General features: G+C 66.6%; 15 protein-coding genes and 1 tRNA gene. 1 reads left to right on the plus strand and 15 read right to left on the minus strand.

The genetic code is table 11. The features are described from left to right. Positions 1-8: 8 nt before the first annotated feature. Positions 9-85 (plus strand) — tRNA-Met (locus FL625_RS17605). Positions 86-224: 139 nt separating this feature from the next. On the opposite strand, the gene FL625_RS17610 is transcribed toward FL625_RS17605, so the two are convergent. The 15 genes from FL625_RS17610 to FL625_RS17680 all read right to left on the minus strand — a co-directional run bounded on the left by FL625_RS17610 (position 225) and on the right by FL625_RS17680 (position 17,429). Next, the gene (locus FL625_RS17610) at positions 225-2,045 is read right to left on the minus strand and encodes an ATP-dependent helicase (RefSeq protein ID WP_149589980.1); all 1,821 of its coding nucleotides are present in this window, start codon (positions 2,043-2,045) and stop codon (positions 225-227) included. Continuing rightward, complete coding sequence (locus FL625_RS17615; RefSeq protein WP_149589981.1) at positions 2,032-3,912, minus strand: ATP-dependent nuclease; 1,881 nt, start codon at positions 3,910-3,912, stop codon at positions 2,032-2,034. Before FL625_RS17615 ends, FL625_RS17610 begins: the two co-directional genes overlap by 14 nt. A gap of 346 nt (positions 3,913-4,258) precedes the next feature. Continuing rightward, positions 4,259-4,504, minus strand: a complete 246-nt coding sequence (locus tag FL625_RS17625) for a hypothetical protein (RefSeq protein WP_149589983.1) — start codon at positions 4,502-4,504, stop codon at positions 4,259-4,261. Then, entirely contained in the window at positions 4,501-5,175 is a 675-nt protein-coding gene (locus FL625_RS17630) for a YcbK family protein (RefSeq protein ID WP_149589984.1), read from the minus strand. Before FL625_RS17630 ends, FL625_RS17625 begins: the two co-directional genes overlap by 4 nt. A gap of 67 nt (positions 5,176-5,242) precedes the next feature. After that, on the minus strand, positions 5,243-5,551 hold the full coding sequence (locus FL625_RS17635) for a hypothetical protein (RefSeq protein WP_149589985.1): 309 nt from the start codon (positions 5,549-5,551) through the stop codon (positions 5,243-5,245). Positions 5,552-5,584: 33 nt separating this feature from the next. Further along, positions 5,585-7,507, minus strand: coding sequence for a DUF2793 domain-containing protein (locus FL625_RS17640; RefSeq protein ID WP_149589986.1), 1,923 nt, complete (start codon positions 7,505-7,507; stop codon positions 5,585-5,587). A gap of 11 nt (positions 7,508-7,518) precedes the next feature. Beyond that, entirely contained in the window at positions 7,519-11,493 is a 3,975-nt protein-coding gene (locus FL625_RS17645) for a baseplate multidomain protein megatron (protein ID WP_149589987.1), read from the minus strand. Between the two features lie 9 nt (positions 11,494-11,502). After that, entirely contained in the window at positions 11,503-11,937 is a 435-nt protein-coding gene (locus FL625_RS17650) for an NlpC/P60 family protein (protein WP_149589993.1), read from the minus strand. 8 nt (positions 11,938-11,945) lie between these two features. Continuing rightward, on the minus strand, positions 11,946-12,830 hold the full coding sequence (locus FL625_RS17655) for a phage/gene transfer agent baseplate hub protein (RefSeq protein ID WP_149589988.1): 885 nt from the start codon (positions 12,828-12,830) through the stop codon (positions 11,946-11,948). 84 nt (positions 12,831-12,914) lie between these two features. Beyond that, a complete protein-coding gene (locus tag FL625_RS17660; RefSeq protein WP_149589989.1) occupies positions 12,915-13,145 on the minus strand; it encodes a hypothetical protein in 231 nt (76 codons plus the stop codon). Between the two features lie 4 nt (positions 13,146-13,149). Next, a complete protein-coding gene (locus FL625_RS17665) occupies positions 13,150-13,809 on the minus strand; it encodes a lysozyme (protein ID WP_149589990.1) in 660 nt (219 codons plus the stop codon). A 4-nt stretch (positions 13,810-13,813) separates the two neighbouring features. Continuing rightward, positions 13,814-13,945 (minus strand): hypothetical protein, encoded by a 132-nt coding sequence (locus tag FL625_RS18535; protein ID WP_268815796.1) that lies wholly within the window; start codon positions 13,943-13,945, stop codon positions 13,814-13,816. After that, positions 13,938-14,288 (minus strand): hypothetical protein, encoded by a 351-nt coding sequence (locus FL625_RS17670; protein WP_135451285.1) that lies wholly within the window; start codon positions 14,286-14,288, stop codon positions 13,938-13,940. Before FL625_RS17670 ends, FL625_RS18535 begins: the two co-directional genes overlap by 8 nt. Then, a complete protein-coding gene (locus FL625_RS17675; RefSeq protein WP_149589991.1) occupies positions 14,285-14,911 on the minus strand; it encodes a DUF2460 domain-containing protein in 627 nt (208 codons plus the stop codon). The genes FL625_RS17670 and FL625_RS17675 overlap by 4 nt, the downstream gene beginning before the upstream one ends. 61 nt (positions 14,912-14,972) lie before the next feature. Continuing rightward, entirely contained in the window at positions 14,973-17,429 is a 2,457-nt protein-coding gene (locus FL625_RS17680; protein WP_149589992.1) for a phage tail tape measure C-terminal domain-containing protein, read from the minus strand. Between the last annotated feature and the right edge of the window lie 21 nt (positions 17,430-17,450).

A 17,450-nucleotide genomic window follows, 5' to 3' on the forward strand; every position in this document is an offset into this window, starting at 1 on the left:
CCAAGCGTCGCGGGGTGGAGCAGCCCGGTAGCTCGTCAGGCTCATAACCTGAAGGTCACAGGTTCAAATCCTGTCCCCGCAACCAAGAAATTACGTAAGATCAGATACTTGCACAGCGCCCTCCGGGGCGCTCTTTGCATTTGCCCGTTTACATCAACGCCACATCAACACCACATCAGAAAAACTGCACCAGCACGCACGAGCGGGCACCAGCAGGCAACGGATCAAGAGCTCCCCAACAGCAGCACGCATGGATCAGCTTTCGGCGTTAGTATGGTCGTCCTTTGACGACCCCGCGTCACGCTCACCCGGAAGTTCTGGCGAACATCGTCAGCAATTTGCTTCCTATCGTTGTCCCGCACAATGCGATGCGGGTTAGCGATGATCTTTCGATTGCGGATCACTGGCCAGCCTTCAAAGATAATGACTTCGTCGAATTGCTTCCCCTTCGCTTTGTGCATGTTCATGATCACGACCCCCGTCTCTGGTTTGATACCTGTTGCGAAATGGTCCTGTACGAACGCTTGGCGCACGATTTCAAGTGCGTTCAGGTATGCACCATTGTCACGCCAATCTTGGGTGAGGCTCTGCCTGAGCTGCGAGCCTCGTTCGAGGATGCGGATGTTGCGCACTTCTGATCCGACCTCGCGTAACCGCGGGCAAGGCCCACCTTCGAGGACCGCGCGAATGGTTCGCCAATCCTTATCTGGGTCACCGGTCAAGATCGCGGCACGTGCGGCTTCATATACGGTCGACACGGCCTTGATAACGCTCTTGGCGTTTGGTGCCTTGCCGGATGCAAGCGCAGCATTCCACTTCACATGGGCCTTGGCGAGATCGTCTGCTTGCTTCAATGCGCCGCTTGTCGGTTTTTCGCCGCCCTTTCCACGGTAATAGCTGCACAGCAGCTCGATCAAATGGCCAAAATGCTTGGAATCTCTAGGTGTTTGGAGGAGATGCGCAACGATCTCTGCACCTAAGATGGCCGCGTCGATCTCGACGACCGCAGTATGCACTATAGGGGCCATGCCCGCGGGTGGGGATCTGAAGCTGTCCGACACCAGACGAGTCATCTTTCGTGTCGGCACAAGGACTGCGAGGGACCAGTCTGCTTTGCCGCCTGCTACCAAGCGTCCGCGCGCTGCATATGTCGTTGTAACAAGCTTTGACATTGCCGCGTCCGGGTATGGCTCGAATACTTGGCAGTCAATGCCGACATAGCTGCTCTTCTGGAATGTACCTTTCAGGATATCATTCCCGAACAAACCGATTTCGGTTCCGGCGCTGCGGTGGTTGGTCGTGCCGAAATCGACCTCGACGGGTGCGAACTTCTCCCGAAAGTGGTTGAGTCTTTCCGGGTCAGCTCCGATGAAATCGAAGATGCGCTGTTCGGGATCTGCAAGCGCGATGAGCCGTGAAAATTGGCCGATCGCCTCAACGATGCGCCATTGGGCAGCATTTGTGTCCTGGAACTCGTCCAGAATGACGACTGGGTACATGGTCGCAAAGAGTCGGCGGAGGCGCTCGCTTCCGGTGAAAAGGTCGCCAACATACGTCGCGAACAGATCGAAGCAGACGCGGCCTTCCTGTTCGGCTAGGCGCCGCCGTTCCACATTTTCTGCCGCGTGTTTAGCTGCCCTTTCGGCATCGGACAGGGCGCTGTCAGCCCCGAAGCCAAGGCGAATAGCCGACAGAGCAATTGCTTCGCTTGGTGGCGTGAGGATCGTCAACCGCCGGGGCAGACCGACAAGGTAACCGTGGGTCTTAAGGAGGCGCCAGAACAGCGAATGATAGGTTTCGACCTCGATACGGCTCTTCAACTGGCGCGGGATCTGCTGTTCGTATTCGATGGCTTCGACAACACGCGAAACGCTGGCGCGAGCAAAACTGAGAAACAGGACCTGCTGACCTGGTCGCAGATCCCTCGCGGCAATTCCGGCCGCTTTGTGAATAGAGATCGTTGTCTTCCCTGACCCCGGCCCCCCTGTGACGAGGAGATGGCCGCCTGCAGCAAGAACGCCTTGTTGTTTTTCAGTCAGCTCCATCCGCAGGCGCCCCCGGTCGGCCAGCTTCGGGTTGTGCGGCCGCCTCTGCAGGCGGCGGGGGCGGTGGCGGGGGATCGCAGATGTCCTTAAGTCGCGTGCAGGCCTGCCTAAGCCATTCCGGAATTTCGTCTTCGGAGCACTGTGCAAGGAAATCGGAAATGCCCCAGTTCCCTTTGTTCTTTTTGAAGTATGCCGCTAGCGCATCGCTCGCCTGAGCGACTGGATCGGGGAAGGTTTGCGTAAGGTCCTGCGGCCAGTCGATAGTCGCGGCAAAGCGCTTGAGCGCATTTTCTGTCGTGCCTTTGAGGACCATTGCCTCAAATCCCTTTTCGCCGTGCATGAGCAGGCACTCGACTTCTTGCTCAATGAGGGCTTGGTGCGCAGCTTCCTGCTTGTCGCACAAGGCGAACGTGCGCTTGCCGAGCTCACGATAGAGTTTCGCCATGCCGCGTATGTTTGTCTCGCTACCGGCATCAACCACGCAAACGCCCATAGCTTCGAGGGAACGGTAGGTGTCTGGCTTAAGTTCGCTAAGCAGTCGGCAAACAACAGGAAAGGCCGACGCCTCTGTTGCGCCTTCCGCGATCAAAATGCGGCGGGCAAGAAGCCCTTCGCAGAACCTTGTCCGGAACTCCTGCCGGTACCGCTTGAGCTTCACGTTGTCAGGCAGGCTGATTGGCTTGCGAGCAAGCACGCCGTCGGAGCCGCGCCCCAGTACGACTGTTTCCTCGATGGCGAACTCTTCAAGCACGTAAGGGGAATGCGAAGTGAAAAGCGCCTGCGAGGCGAGCTGACGGATTTCATGTACGATGCGCTTCTGCGCGTAAGGCGGGATTGCCGTTTCCGGTTCTTCCATCGCGAAAATCACGTTCTGCTTGTCGGCTGCAATCTGCGACAGCATTGCGAGGACGAGCATGTTGATCGTGCCCGTTCCCTGCCGGTAGTAAGGGGCCGCATGTTGGCCTTCGCCTGTAGCAATGAAGGCCGTGATGACTTTGCGAAGGTGATCGCGGGTCAGGTTTGAAACCTTTAAGTGTGGCTCGATGCCCCATTCCTTCGGCACGTACTTCTTCAGGGCGGCGTTTATGCTTTCGAGTACGCCAGTAATGCCAAGGGCCGGATCTGCGGCCACGGAGAAACCCGACAGAGTCGCGAGCGTGTCTTCCCACATTTGTGGCCGGACTTCCTTAAGCCGGAGGATAATGTCGAGGAGACTGCCGCGCTCAAGGCTGAGCGCGCGTGTGCCAGTGCGAAGGGATCGAAGGTAAAGGAAGCCACAGGCCTGCTTGTCCTTCTTCGTGAAAGGGACTGGTGTGCCTCCGTCCAGGAGGCTTCGCGTGAAGTAAGTTCGCCCCTCAAAGTCATCTTCCTCGACGTCGTACCAGCCGTGGAAGGTCACGCGGAGCGCTTCGACGACATGGGCTGGGTCGATACCTTCTGGATTCGGCGCCTCATAGAAAGAGTCCGCGTTCGAGTCCCAAAACTCGACGTTGTCACCAAAGCGGGCCAGCTGCTCTTCGCTCAGATCGGCAATGGTGACCTCAATCTCGATACGCGGTGCCTCGGCGTCCGACTCTTCGGCTGCCGCAGGTTCATCGGGGCCTAAGGCTTTCCCCGCTGCATCGCCATCTTCGATTGCAGCCGCTTCTGGATCCGACTTGGCCAAATACCGCCCCTGATGAAAATCGTGCTCATCAATCGGCGGGGTACGATTCAGTCGATCAGGACCAAGAGCGAGGTCCAGCGCCTCAAGAATGGTCGTTTTGCCAGTATTGTTGTCGCCGATTAGCACCGCATGCTTGGGCAAGTGCAGAACGGCGCCTTTGATGCCACGGAAATGATTGATACTTATCCGACATACTCGCAAAAGTCGCTCCTCAATGATCTCTGAGCTAGTTCACATCGAACGATACCGGCTTTCCGCCGAGGAGTCACCGGCGATCAACCAAAGGGTGAATTAGATGCAGTCGATGACGTCCATGCTGACGAGGTGACGTTAGGCTCAGCTGCTATCAGGCAGTCGGTCTCGGTCAGGGTGGGGCATCGCCAGGTCCGGATTTCAACGGCAGGCCCGCGCCTGATCGCGTAGAACAGTGTAGTCGCTCAGCATCCGGACAATCACTGCGTCTTCCGGCATCGCCTCAACCTCGTCTGCCGCGCGCGCCTGCTCAGCGCTGGTGTACTCGACCACGGGCGGACATGGCGCGCGGGTCTCAGAACCTGCCATCGCGCAGCCGGTCAGCCAGAGCATCGCGATCAGGGGGGCGATGGGCGGCAGCGTCGAGCATCTGGCGGTGGATCGCATCGTTTCTTTCTTTGGCATCAAGGCGTTCGGCGGCGCGCCCGGCGCGTTCGCCTGCGCGGCGGAGGTTCAGCAGGAACAGCAGGATCGCTGCGGCGGGCAGGATCAGGCCCAGCGCCTTGCGCGCCGGGCCATGGGTGAAGAGCGAAAGGGTCACCGCTGGCCCCGTTTCCAGTCGTCGAGCCGAGCGTGGATCGTGACGGCGATGCCGATCAGCGCGATGACGATCAGCACCCAGCGCAGGGTGTCGAGGTACGGCACCAGCGGCTGGATTGTGGACTGGGTTTCGGCAAGGACATCCTGAAGCACCTCCACACCGGCGGCGCCGACGGTGGCGGCACCTGCAGCACCCCCGCCCCGGAGCGTGCGGCTTTCCAACAGGACTTCGCGCGCGGGCGGCAGTTCCGGCGCGAAGGGGACGGCCCGCGCCGGAAAGGGATCGCCCCAGGATCGGGCAGGCCCGAGGTCGATGTGCATGAAGCCGGAGCGGGGATAGTATCCGAACCCCAGGAACCCGACCGCCCGCGCCGCTGCCTCGGAGGCCGAAGGATCGTGGTTCGCCATCGCGATGTCAAAGGCTGTGCCCTGCATGTGCTTGGACGCGGGCGCCCCGCCGACAGCGCGATTGTGTTCCGGGCTGCGGTAGGCCGAGCGCACGATCAGTGGCTTGCCCAGCCGATCGCGCAGGGCCTGCAGCTTGTCCATCGCCTCGGTGTTGATCTTGATCGCGCCGGTGCCGCGGCAGGCGATCTCGGCGGCCGAGAAGTTCGGCCAGCGCCAGGTGTTGGCGGGCACGTCGCGCCAGTGGCGGTAGGTCAGGGTGGGCATGGCATCCTCCAAATGAAAAACCCGCCTCTGGGGCGGGTGGGGTGTCGGTTGGCGAGGTTCGGATGGGTCAGTCGGATCGGCTGCGCTGGAATGCGTCGAACAGCATGTCCCGCATGGATCGGATGTCCGTCTCGATCCGGTCGAGGCGGTCGCCATCAGCCTTGCGGTCCTCACTGCGCTGGCGGTCGATGCGGTCCCGGTCGGCGATCAGTTCCCGGTCCGGGCGATCCAGCAGGGCCTCGTTCGTGAATGCCTTGCGCGTGATCGCCGCGATCAGGGCCATGGTGCCGCCGATCAGGGCGGTCAGCGCGGCGGTGATCCCGTGGTCCCGAAAGGCCCGCGCGACCTCGCTGGTCAGGGTGGTCTGGTCGTTCATGATGGTCCTTTCATTGCCGCGAGTTGCGGTCGATCAGAAGTCGGTTTCCAGGTAGACCCCGGCGCAGTCGTAGGCGACGGCGGCGGCGGTCGCGCCGGTGTTCAGGAACAGCCGCGGCGACAGGAACTGCGTCGCGGCGGGCAGGTCTGCGGTGATCTCCTGCTCGAAGACCGCGCCAGAAACCTCGTCGACCACCCGCACCCAGACGGAACTGCCGTTCGGTGGTGCCGCGATGAACAGGGTCAGAACGCCGCCCGTCGCGATGGCGAAACTCGCCCCCATGTCGGTCAGGGTCGGCGCCCCGGTGCCGTCATTCGCGACCAGTTGCCAGCGGGTGTGGGTGCCGCGCTGGAAGCCGATGCCGATACAGTTGATGGCTGCTGCCAGCGTGAGGGTGGTGGCCAGCGCCGCCGTCGATCCGTAGAGGCCGAAGAACGCCATCCCGGTCGCTTGCAGCGTTGTCAGCGAAATCCGCGTCACGAAGGTCCATCCGCCGAGGCCCGCCGCATTGCCGCGCCAGCAGGCCCAGCCTGCGGAACGCTGGTCGGCGACCGAGTCCACGACCGCCGCGGAGGTCAGACGCCAGCGCCGCATCGAGGCGGCCAGGTTCGTCGCGGCCAGCGTCGGGTGCGACACGGTGCCGACCGAGGTGATCGGCATCCCTTCGGTGGTGATCGTCGTCGTGACCGAAGGTGACCACGTGGCGATCCGGTTCACCCCGAAATGCGGCTGCAAAGGGAAATCCCGTCCCGAGGGACGCATGACGTCGATCCATGGCGCCCCGGCACGGCTGCGCGCATAGACGGCGGCCTTCCCTGCGGGCGGCGGGGTCGGCGCGGCGCTGAGGCCGGGCAGGACCGTCGGCTGCGGCAGTTCCACCTGGCCGTTGGTCCGGTCGATGCGCAGCGCGTCATAGAAGGCCGAGCCGTCCGGGCTGACCTTGAAGCTGAAATCGTCATTGCCCAAGAGGCCGATCAGCGCGCGGGCAGAGAAGCCGGTCTTGAACGCAAAGGCGGCGTCGTTCGCCGGGGCCGCCTTGTTCACGGTGGCTTCGATCCCTGCGCCTGCGTTGTTCAGGAGCACAGCGGGCGTGTTGATCGATAGGCGGTTGAAGCTGTCGGCCGTTGCCCCGCCGAGGCCCAAGAGCTGCGCGGTCAGGTTCGCCTGCGGCATGCCGACCTGAGTGACGGCATTAGCGAAGGTGACCGTCGGTGTGTTGATGACGGTCGTGCCCCCGGCCCCTGCCGTGGCCGAACCGATGTTGACGACCGTCGTGGATCCGGACGCGCCGCCTGTCCCGATGTTTACCGTCTTGGTGACGCCGGTCGTCGTGGCGCCGGTACCCACGCCGTAGGTCGCGGTCGTCGTGGCCGTGCCGATCGATGCGCTGGCGGCCGACACTGTCACGGTTCCAGACGCCGTGAGCGTCCCAGAGAAGGTCTTGTTCCCGGAGAAGGTCTGCGTGCCTGCAAGGATCGCCAGCTCCGACGAGGTGTTGGGCAGCGTAAAGCTGCGCGTGGTGCCCGCGCTGATCCCTGCCAGCGAGAAGGTGGCCTTCTTCGTCGGGTCCGCATCGTTCACCAGGCTGAAGACCGCATCCGAGACGTCGCGCGGCTCGCCCACGACCTCCCAGGCACTGCCGGTCCAGACGAGAAACAGGCTCTCGGCTGCGACCCAGACCAGCCAGCCAGCGCGCGGCACCAGCCGGATCCATGCGCCGTCGATCCAGAAGGCGATGTTCAGATCCCACCCGGCCCAGATCCCGGTCGCGCCGGAGGCCACCAGATGCCTGTCGCCGTCGGCCGGGCTCGCAAGCGGCGTGGTCCGCGTGCGGTCGAGGACCGAAAGCTGCACCATGGCGTCGAGCAGGCGCAGCGCCTCGTTGTGGGTGACATGCTTCTGCGCCTGGGCGGCCAGGAGGTATGGCAGGCCCAAGTGCGTCGTGGTGTCGGACATCGGAAATCCCGTCAGAACTGGAGGGTCACGGCCGCGGGCGTGCCGCGGCCGAGGCGGTTCGAAAGCTGATAGATGCGGATGGCCAGTGTCTGGCCGGGCCCGAGCGGTGCGCCCCAATCGGCGGTCTGCTGAGCGGCGGTGTAGAGGACGGAGGGCGTGCTGCTGGTTAGCGTCCGCTTGATCGCAGCGCCGTCGAGGATCTGGAGGTCATAGGACTCAACGTCTTCAGCGAGCGGCACCTCGACCTGCTCCCAGGCATCGGCGACCAGCGCGCGGGATCGCCGCGTCCATCGGATGGTCAGATCGCCCGGGCTGCGCGCCGTGCGCCATGGCTGTTCGACATGGACCGGGGCGAAGGAGACAAGCCCCCGGCCAGTCGGGGTAAAGCCCAGCGCAGCATAGCTGTCACCAGTGACGGCACGCGCAGCCGGGCCGACGCGCCAGTTCCATGGCAGACCAAGGTCGGCCTCGGCGATGGGCAGCGAGGCCAGAGTTGCATCCAGCACCACGACCCGCGCTCCGGCCGGTGCCGGGTTGCCCATGGCATGTTCCGTTCCGCGCTGGCCACGAAGCAGACGGGTCAGGCGGTAGCGGCCGGGGGCGATCAATTCGGCCGCGCCCGCCTGGACGATCTCCCATTGGCCAGCGGCGGCCTCAATGGCCAGTGCATTCGCCCCGCCGAACAAGGCGACGTCCGTCACGCTTTCCAGCGTCCCAGACAGCAGATCGACCACCAGCGCGTTGCCGAGATCGAAGCGCGAGGTCGGCCCCGGAAAGAAATCGAAGGCCAGCGTGCCGATCCGCGCCCGACTGCCGAAGGTGGTCAGGAGGTTGAACCCATCGGTCGAGGCGCTGCGGAAGACGGCGATCTCGCCCGGCCAGGGGCTGGCATGGGCCGCGATCAGGGGGCGGTGGGCGGGCTGGTCCTCGGAAATCTGCGGAAGGTCCAGCATCACCACCTCCGGCGTGCCAAAGACGACGGGGCTGGCGAGCGACGCGGGCCGCGGATCGCCGGGCGGCAGGTCGTAGGCGGCGCGGTCCTGCCGGACTGCCTCGATCCCGCGCGCCTCGGCATCGGCGACCGAGACGAGGCGGAACTCGACCTCGCGACCGTCATGCGCGAGCCGGATGACGTCTGCCGGGTCCAGCGCCAGACGCGAGGGCGGCAGGCGGAAGGTCGCGCTCTCGCGTCCGATCCACGCCTCCATCAGCGCGCGGCGGCACCGGCGTTCGGCTTCCTCGGGTGGGATCGCCATCGGGAAGCTTTCCGAGGCGATGCGCGTCGCGTCGACGGTGATGCGGCGGGCTTCGACGAGGGCCGCGTCATAGTCTTCGTCCGCCCGCGCGACCTGCCACTTCAGGGCCTGCGGCAGTTCCGTCTCCTGGCCGCGCGTCAGTTCGAAGGCCTCGCCCTCGCGGGTGGAGACTAGATCATCCACCGTGAGGGTCAGGCTGGATGCCCGCCCGCGCATGACGAAGCGGATCACGCCTTCGGTCTCGATGGCATCGAAGCCGAAATGCCGTGCCAAGGTGGAAATCGATGCGCGGGGGCTTTCCAACGCGCCGATCACATAACCCTCGACCGCGCCCCAGAGACCGGAAACGTCGATGAGGTCTTCCGCCAGTCCCGCGCGCAGGCAGAGGTGGCGCACGAGTGCGGCCAGCGACACCGCGCCGAGCCTGCCCGTCAGCCAGTGACCCAGCCGCCAGTTCGGCCCGTCCGTCCAGACCCCGGTAAGTTCCGGAAAGAACGGATAGGGCCGCGCGTCCCAGGTCCAGGCGGCGCATTCCGGGACATGCACCATCCGGCCACCGAAGATCGCGGAAACCGGATTATTGGCCGGGGCGCCCCACCAGAGGTAACTGGCCTCGAGATAGGCACGCTGGATGGCGTCGTCGCGCCAGCCACGGGAGAAGTAGGGCGTGAAGCTCTCGGACGACTTCGGGTCAAAGAACACGTTCGGCTGGTTCGTGCCCCGGTCGATGGCGGGACAGCCCAGTTCGGTGAACCAGACGGGCTTCGATTGCGGCACCCACGACGTGGGCGTGCCGCTCTCGACGCCGCCCGGTCGGTTGAAATGCGGGTTCGACCACCAGGCCCGCAGATCCTTGTAGCGGAAGACCCACGGTTTGCCTGCGGCACCGTCGGTGATGGGCGTGCGGATCTGTGCCGACCGGTCGGGGGCCGAGGCATAGAACCACTCGAAACCTTCGCCGCCCGCGATATTGGCCTGCAGGTAGCCGCGATCATGGATGGCGGGCCAGCCCTCGAGAGCATCGGCATGGTCGAAGCCATCCCGCCAGTCCGACAGCGGCATGTAGTTGTCGATGCCGATGAAGTCGATGTTGGCGTCCGACCAGAGCGGGTCGAGGTGGAAGAACACGTCCCCTGTTCCATCGCCCGGCTGGTGGCCGAAATACTCCGACCAGTCGGAGGCGTAGCCTACTTTGGTGCCCGGCCCCAGGATCGCCTTCACGTCGGCCGCCAGCGCCTTGAAAGCGGTCACGGCCGGATAGGCGCTGGCGCTGGAGCGGATCGTCGTCAGACCGCGCATCTCGGTCCCGATCAGGAAGGCATCGACCCCGCCCGCCACCGCACAGAGATGGGCGTAGTGCAGGATCATCCGTCGCAGGCCCCAGTCGCCGGAGGGGCCTGTCCAGTTCACGTTGTCGCCCGACACCGCGAACTGCGCCGGGGTGGCCGCGCCGAAGAAGCTGGAGACCTGCGTGGCCGCAGCGGCGGTCTTGTCCGCGGTCCCCGCAAAGCCTGCCGCCGGGGAACAGGTGATCCGGCCCCGCCACGGGAAACTCGGCTGGCCCGGCGTCGCGGCATTCGCGCTGTAGGGGTTCGGCAGCGTGTTCCCGGGCGGCACGTCCATCAGCAGGAAGGGGTAGAACGTCACCCGGAGCCCGCGCGCCTTCATCTCGCGGATGGCCTGCACCACCGCGAAATCCGCAGGCGTGCCACCGTAGACGGGCCGGTCCTCGGCGTCGCGGCTGACGAGATGGGCTGCAGCGCGGGAAACCCCGTTGACCACCCAGACCTTGGGGCTTGTGACCTTGGCCGCCACTTCGACGCCGGGCTTGATCGAGCAGTTCCCCGCGCGCAGGTCATTGCCGAACCAGGCGACGACGAGGCTGACGCTTCCGACCGCCGGGGCCATGGCCTGCAGACGGTCCAGCGCCACGACGATGTCGGGCTGATCTGGCAGCGCGTTCAGGTTCTCGGCCGAGGTGCTGCCGCCGAATGCGCCCACGGTCTTGCGGATCGTCTCCGTCGCGTAGGTGAACTCGCCCGAGGCGGGGATCATGGTGACGGCCCTGACCAGCCCCTCGGCCGTGTCGGGGTCGGTCAGGGGCCGGAACACCTCGAAGGACAGCTGCGGCAGGCGATTGCCGTAGGTGGAAAGCGGCAGTTCCTCGAAGACCACATAGGCCGTGCCGCGATAGGCCGGGGTATTGGCGGCGCCCATCTTCGCCGCGATGAACGGGTCGGCGGTCTGGGTCTCGCTGCCGGGATACCAGCGCCAGGTGATGCCGGTCATGTCGAGCGGCTTGCCGTCGGCCCAGATGCGGCCGATGCCGGTGATCGGGCCTTCGCACAGGGCGACCGCAAAGCTGGCATAGTAGAGGTATTCGGTGGTCTGGACCTTCCCGCCGCCACCGCCCTTGCCGCCGCCTTGGGTGGTGGTCCTGGTCTCCTCGCGGAAATCGGTGGCCCAGATGATGTTGCCGCCGATGCGCATCCGGCCGTAAAGCCGCGGGATCACCGCCCCTTCGGTGGCCGAGGTGATGCGAAGGCTGTCCAGCCGCTGGCCCTCGATCTTCTGCGCGGGGGCCAGCGAGGACACGATCCAGCTGTCGACCACCGAGCCGATGGTCGATCCGATGAAACCGCCGATGGCAGCGCCAGAGAAGCCGAGGATCGCGCCACCGAAGGCCCCGCCGATGGCAGTGCCGACAGCGCCGAGGACAAGCGTGGCCATGCGGAAATCTCAGCGTGCAGGGAACAGGAAGGCGAAGGCGATGCGGCGTCGCCAGGCGGTCGTGAGCGGTTCCTCGATCACGCCCAGCCGCTCATAGGCGTGGAGGAAGGTGTCGGGGCCGGTGAGGATCCCGACATGCTTGGCGATGGCGCGCGGCATCATCCGGAACAGGATCAGCGCACCGGGTGGCGCATCTGCGGGTGCGATTTCCGGCATCATCGCCCGCGCGCCGTCAGCCAGCACCTCGCGCGGGCCGGTCTCGCCCCAGTCCCGGCTGTAGGGCGGGATCGGGAACGGCTCCGGGCCGACGACTTCGCGCCAGACACCCCGTGCCAGACCGAGGCAGTCGCAGCCGACTCCGCGCAGGCTGGCCTGGTCGTGGTAGGGCGTGCCGAGCCAGGACCGCGCGGCGGCGATCACGCGGGCAGGATCGGCGGTGGCGATTGGCGATGTCACAGCACCGCCCCCTCATGGCCGCCATCCTTGGTGGCGTAGCGCAGCACCGCGTCCTGACCCGGGATATGCGGAAAGCCGCGGAAGTTCGCGACATTGGCGAACTTCGCGCTGCAGGTCGCGATCCGCTTGTCGCAGCCCGCCCGGACCACGAAAGCATCCGTCGTCATGATCGCGCGCACCGGCGCTTCCAGCAGGGTCAGGATCGTGACACCATCGACGAGGTCATGCGATAGCACCTCGACCCGCCGCCCGGCATTCGCGCCGGTCGACCATTCCACCAGACCGAAGGCAAACCAGCCTGCCGCGAAGGTGCTGAGGCCGGAGGCGGTGAAGGCGCGGTCGCGCAAGACATCGATCACCGCGCCGCTGCCCTTGAAGGCCGGGGCCTCGAGGTTCACCCCGCAGCGCGCATCGCCCAGCGCGGCATCGCAACTGGCCTGAAACGTCCGCCCGACCGTCTGGCCAAGGACATGAGCCAGCGAACGGACCTCGGCCACGAAGGCAAGCCGCCCGCGCCGGATCTGGCCGATGGCGCCTCGGCGCAAAAGCACGCGCTGCGCCGGGCTCGCCCAGTTCACCCGCCAGACCTCTACCGCCGCATTGTCCCAACGGCCGTCGAGGATGTCGGTCTCGGTGATCCGGTCCGACGACAGCACGCCTTGCGCGTCTTGCGCATCGACCGAGAGGTCAGAGCCGGATCGCACTTCGGACGCCGTCAGCCCGCTTTCCGGCTCGAAATCCGTCCCGTCGAAGGTGAGGGTCCGGTCGTGGTCGGTGAAACCGAAAGTCACACCATCGGCGCGCGTTATGCGCCAGCACGAGGCGAGGGTCGTCGTGCCCTCGTCGAGGTGGGCTTGCAGCGCGGGCGGGAGGAACTTCATGGCCGGTCTCCCCGCGCCGCTGCCGCACATAGAGCGACGATCAGGATGCCAATCGCTCCGCCCACGACCATGCCTGCGAGGAACTCAATCATCGCCGCGGAACCCGCGTTCGATCCGGTCGCGCAGGCCGATCAGGCCAAGGCCGAGGGCAATCAGCGCGGCAGGCGATGCGTCGCCGGAGCCTGCCAGCGTCGCCACGAGGCGGGCGAGGTCGGCCAGCGTGCCGGTGGCGGGCAGCGCGAGGGAGGCGGCGCCGGTCGCGAAGGCGAGCAGCCCCGCCCACCAGGTGAGCGAGGTCGGACGAATGTAGCGCATGGGATCAGGCCCTCCGGATCAGAATGGTGAAGATGTCGGTCAGCCGCGCAAGCCAGCCGGCAGGTGCGTCGGGCGCAGGCTGCGGGATAGTCGGCAGCAGCGCAGGCGTCGGTCGCAGCAGGTCCAGCGCCTCGGCCTCGGTCAGGCGGCGGACGGGGCGCGAGAAGTCGACACGGCCCCCGCGGTCCACGGCCCAGACGGGGATCGTCCCGCCGGGATAGCGGCCATGGCGGAACAGGTCGCGCTCCGCCTCCCGGCGGGGGATGATCGATGCCGGCCGCCGCCAGTTCAGAAACGCGTCGGCGGCTGCAACGCGATTTCCGGCATTGAGATGTCGGGTAAGCGCGGCCTTTGCGATGCCGCCAGTGTTGTAGTGGAAGCTGACCAGCGCATCGAACTCGTGCGGCGCAAGCGGAACCTTCACGGCGCGCAGTACAGCGGCCTCATAGCGCGCGAGGTCGGCCCGGAAGACCCGGAAGGCCTCGCGGATCCCCGCCTCCAGATCGGTGGGCATCCCGCGCGGCATGGTCGCCGGATCGGGCGGACCGGCGGCGGCCGTGTGGCCTATGCCGAAGGTCCAGACGTTCTTCACGTCGAGATAGGGTCCGGGCACGACGCCTTCGTGCCGGACGAGGGCCAGAAGCCCCCGGTCGGTCATGTGCATGGGATTACCTGAGGAGCGAGAGGATCAGGATCAGCGCGGCAATGGCAAGGCCGATGCGCAGGCGGTGGGAGAAAGTCTGTCCAGGATCGCCCGGCTCGCAGCGAAGGGCGCGCGCGCGGCGGAGAAGGTCATTCATCGTCGGCCCCTCCCTTCGCGCCACGCAGCCGGGCAAGGACGAGTTCGATGAAGGCGGGGCCGAAGACGCCCACGAGATAGGCGGCCGAGCCTGCCGCGCCGCCCGCAGGGATCGCCTGCGGCGGAAGGGCGAGCCAGGCGGTGACGAGGGCCATCGAGAAGCTGCCCATCCCGGCCGCGATCAGCCCGCCGAGCAGGATGTGGCGCAGGGCGTCGCGCAGCCGCATCCGCGTGGTCAGGGCATTGGTCGCCCCGCCCAGCGCGCCCCAGGCGGCGAGGATCACCGCCGTCGAGGCCGCAAGCTCGCGCAGCACCGCCGCCAGAAATCCGGTCTCGTCGTTCATGTGCGGATCTCCAGCAGCGGGATCGAGGTGATCGACCCGAGGCGTTCGAGGTCGAGGGTGATATCGAGGGCGTCGGTGTCGAAGCGGACGGGCACGTCGAATTCGAAGCCCGCCGTGATCGCGACGCCTGCGGCGGGGGCTGTGGCGAAGGTGACAAGACCGGTCGATGTCGAGATCGACCAGCCGGTTGCCTGGGGTGTGCCATTCAGCGCGATGGTCACCGTCCCAGCGACCGGCTTTGTTATGGCGCGCGTCCATGACTGCGCGCCGGAGGAGTAGCGCTTGGCAAGCTGGAACTGGGTCGTGCTGCCTGTCCCTGTTCCTATGGGTTGATCGGTCGGGCCGGGGGTCTGGGACGGCAACCAGGACTTGAAATCGGCCCAGTCCTTGAAGCGGAAGCCGTGGAGGCGCCCGTTCCGTGCCTCGAAGAAGGCCACGACCGCCGCCAGATCGTCGGCGCGGCGGATGCCATAGGCGACGTCATAGCGGCGGCGCGAGTTGGCCCAGCTGGCGTTGCGTTCTTCGGCCCCGCTCGCCAGTTCGACGATCTGCGTACGCCGTTCCGGGCCGCCGCGCGCGCCCCGGCTGATGTTGTCCGGAAAGCGGACTTCATGAAATGCCATCAAGTTTCTCCATGGTTCGTGCTCTGGCCCCCGCAACCGGTGCCCACTTGCGGGGTCGCACTCACATGCCCCTCCGGCCCAGCGACACGGCGCGGGCGATGTCGCTGGCGACCTGCGTTCGGGACTGACGGAAGCTCTCGGCATCCCGCGCGTTGATCGTGACATTGACGGCGGGTGCGCTGGTCTGACCATAGCCCGCAGCCTCGCGGCGGGAGAGCACGCGTTCGCCCCGTTGCAGGATCGCAGGCACCTCGTCGGGTTTGATCCCGGCCCAGCCGCCGGAATGCATTCGCGGCGCATTGGCGAACGCCAGCGCCGGGACCATCCGACCGGGACCGGGTGCCCCGACCACCCCGCCTGTGTGCAGGATGTTCGCGAAAATCCCGCCCGCCCCGCCCAGCGCGCCAGAAAGGGCGTTAGCAATCGGGCCGAGGATGAAGCGCCGGGCCGCGAGCTTCGCGAGGTCGGCGATCATCGACGTGACCAGATCGCGGAAGTCGAGCTTGCCGGTCTTGACGAAATCACTGACGGCATTCTCCGCGCTCTGGAACGCGCCCACCAGCGCGCTGCCGATATCCCCGCCGATGTCTCGCGCCTTGGCGGCATAGTCGGAGAAGGCGGCGGTGACGGCTTGCCAACCAGTCAGCGCCTGCTCGGCTCCGGCGGCAGTGTCGGCCCCCGCCTGCCGCCCGGCCGCACCGGCGCGACCTGCCGCCCCGCCGGTCACGTCCATCTCTTCGCCCAATGCCCCGGCCGCAGCAGCGGCGGCCGCCAGGGCGGTCTCTGCCTCGGTCCCCGTGCCGGTCACCGCATCCTTCAGCGCCTGCCAGCTGGCGAGCGGCCGACCGGCGGCATCGGCCAGCATCCCGGCCGCCTCGCGATAGCCGTCGGCCCGGGCGCGGGCGTCCTCGGCCACGGCACCGAGGCCGAGGTCAGGCGGCTCGAGGTAAGTCCGCGTCAGCGCGGCCGAGAAAGCAGCCGCGGCGGCAGCGGCCGTTGCCGCGCCCTCGAACGGATTGCCGATGCGGCCCAGTTCCACCGGGTCGAGGATGCCGATCCGGACACCGCCTTCGCCGGTGGCCCATTCGGGCAGCAACGCCAGCGCGGCGTTCAGCGTCTCGATGAAGTTGTTGATGCGGGTGACGACGCCATTCAGCATCGCCTCGACGCCGGATATCAGCCCGTTCGCGGCCTGAAAGGCGAAATCGCCGATGGCTCCGGGCAGACTGCCCCAGATTGCGACCGCCGCGTCATAGGCCCCCTGGAAGATCGCCGACGTCCGGTCGCCTAAGCTGACCACGCCTGCGATGGTGCCTTCGAGGGCCGAGAGACCAGCCGCCTTCAGCCCCTCCCAACCGGCCGCCATCCGCGCGAGGGCCGCGTCGAGCGACAGGCCGATGCGTGACCAGACCTCGCGGACCAGATCGCCGAGCAGCCGGAAGGCCTCGCCCACGCCGCCGACACGGGCGACCAGCTGCGAGAACTGGTAGACCAGTTCGCCCGCGCCGACGATCAGGGCTCCGATTCCAGTGCGGATGAGGGCACCGCGCAGGAATACCAGCGCGGTGGCGAGGCCGCGTGCCGACAGGGCTGCGGCGGCCATGCCCGCCACCCAGCGCCCGGCCATCACGGCGGCGAAGGTCGCGGCATAGGTCGCAAGCCGTGCGAGGTTGTCGAACACCGCCGTGATCGCCTGCCCGATGGGCCCCGTCGCCCGCGCCATGTTGGCGAGCCTGGTGGCGATGGTCTCCAGCGCCGGGGCGACGGCCACGGTCAGGCGGTTGACGAGGCCGGTCCAGATCAGGCTGAGCCGTGCGATGGCATCGCCCGTCCGCTCGATCTGCGCCGCATCCGCAGCGCTGACCGCCACCCCGAAGTCCTGCACATCGCGGGCGGCATCGCGCAGGGTGGCGCTGTCGATCCGCAGGAAGGCGAGCGCCGCCCGGTCGCCGAAGAGGTCGGAGGCCACGGCGGCCCGTTCGGCCTCGGGCACGAAGCGGTTCAGCGCGTCCTGGATCGCCACGATGCGCTGGTCGAGCGGCAGGACCTGCAGTTCCGCCGCCGTCAGGTTCAACCGCCGGAGTGCGCCGACCGCCGCGCCCGAACCGCTGGCCGCCTCCGACAGGCGCGTGGTCAGCTTCTTCGTCGCCTGCTCGATCTCGCCCATCGAGACGCCCGCCAGCTCCCCGGCTTGAGCCAGGGTCTGGATGCTCTCGACCGTGGTGCGCATCGACTGCGCGAGCTTGGCCTGCGCGTCGATGTTGGCGAGCCCCGAGCGGACCATCGCCACCCCGGCCGCCGCAGCCGCTGCGGTGACGGCCGCCAGCGCGATCCCGGCGCGGCGCGCGAAGCTCGCGAGGCGCGTATTGGCCAGTTCCATCTCGGAGGACAGGCGGCCAAAGCCGAGCGCCCCGGCATCCCCGATGCCCTCCAGTTCCGCACGCACGCGTCGTCCGCCCTCCGCCACGAGGCGGACGGAGACCTTCTTGTGTGGATGCCGCTCGGTATGCAAGGACATTATGAACCTCTGAACCTGTGA

This window comes from Tabrizicola flagellatus (assembly GCF_008271465.1).
GTDB classification, from domain to species: domain Bacteria; phylum Pseudomonadota; class Alphaproteobacteria; order Rhodobacterales; family Rhodobacteraceae; genus Tabrizicola; species Tabrizicola flagellata.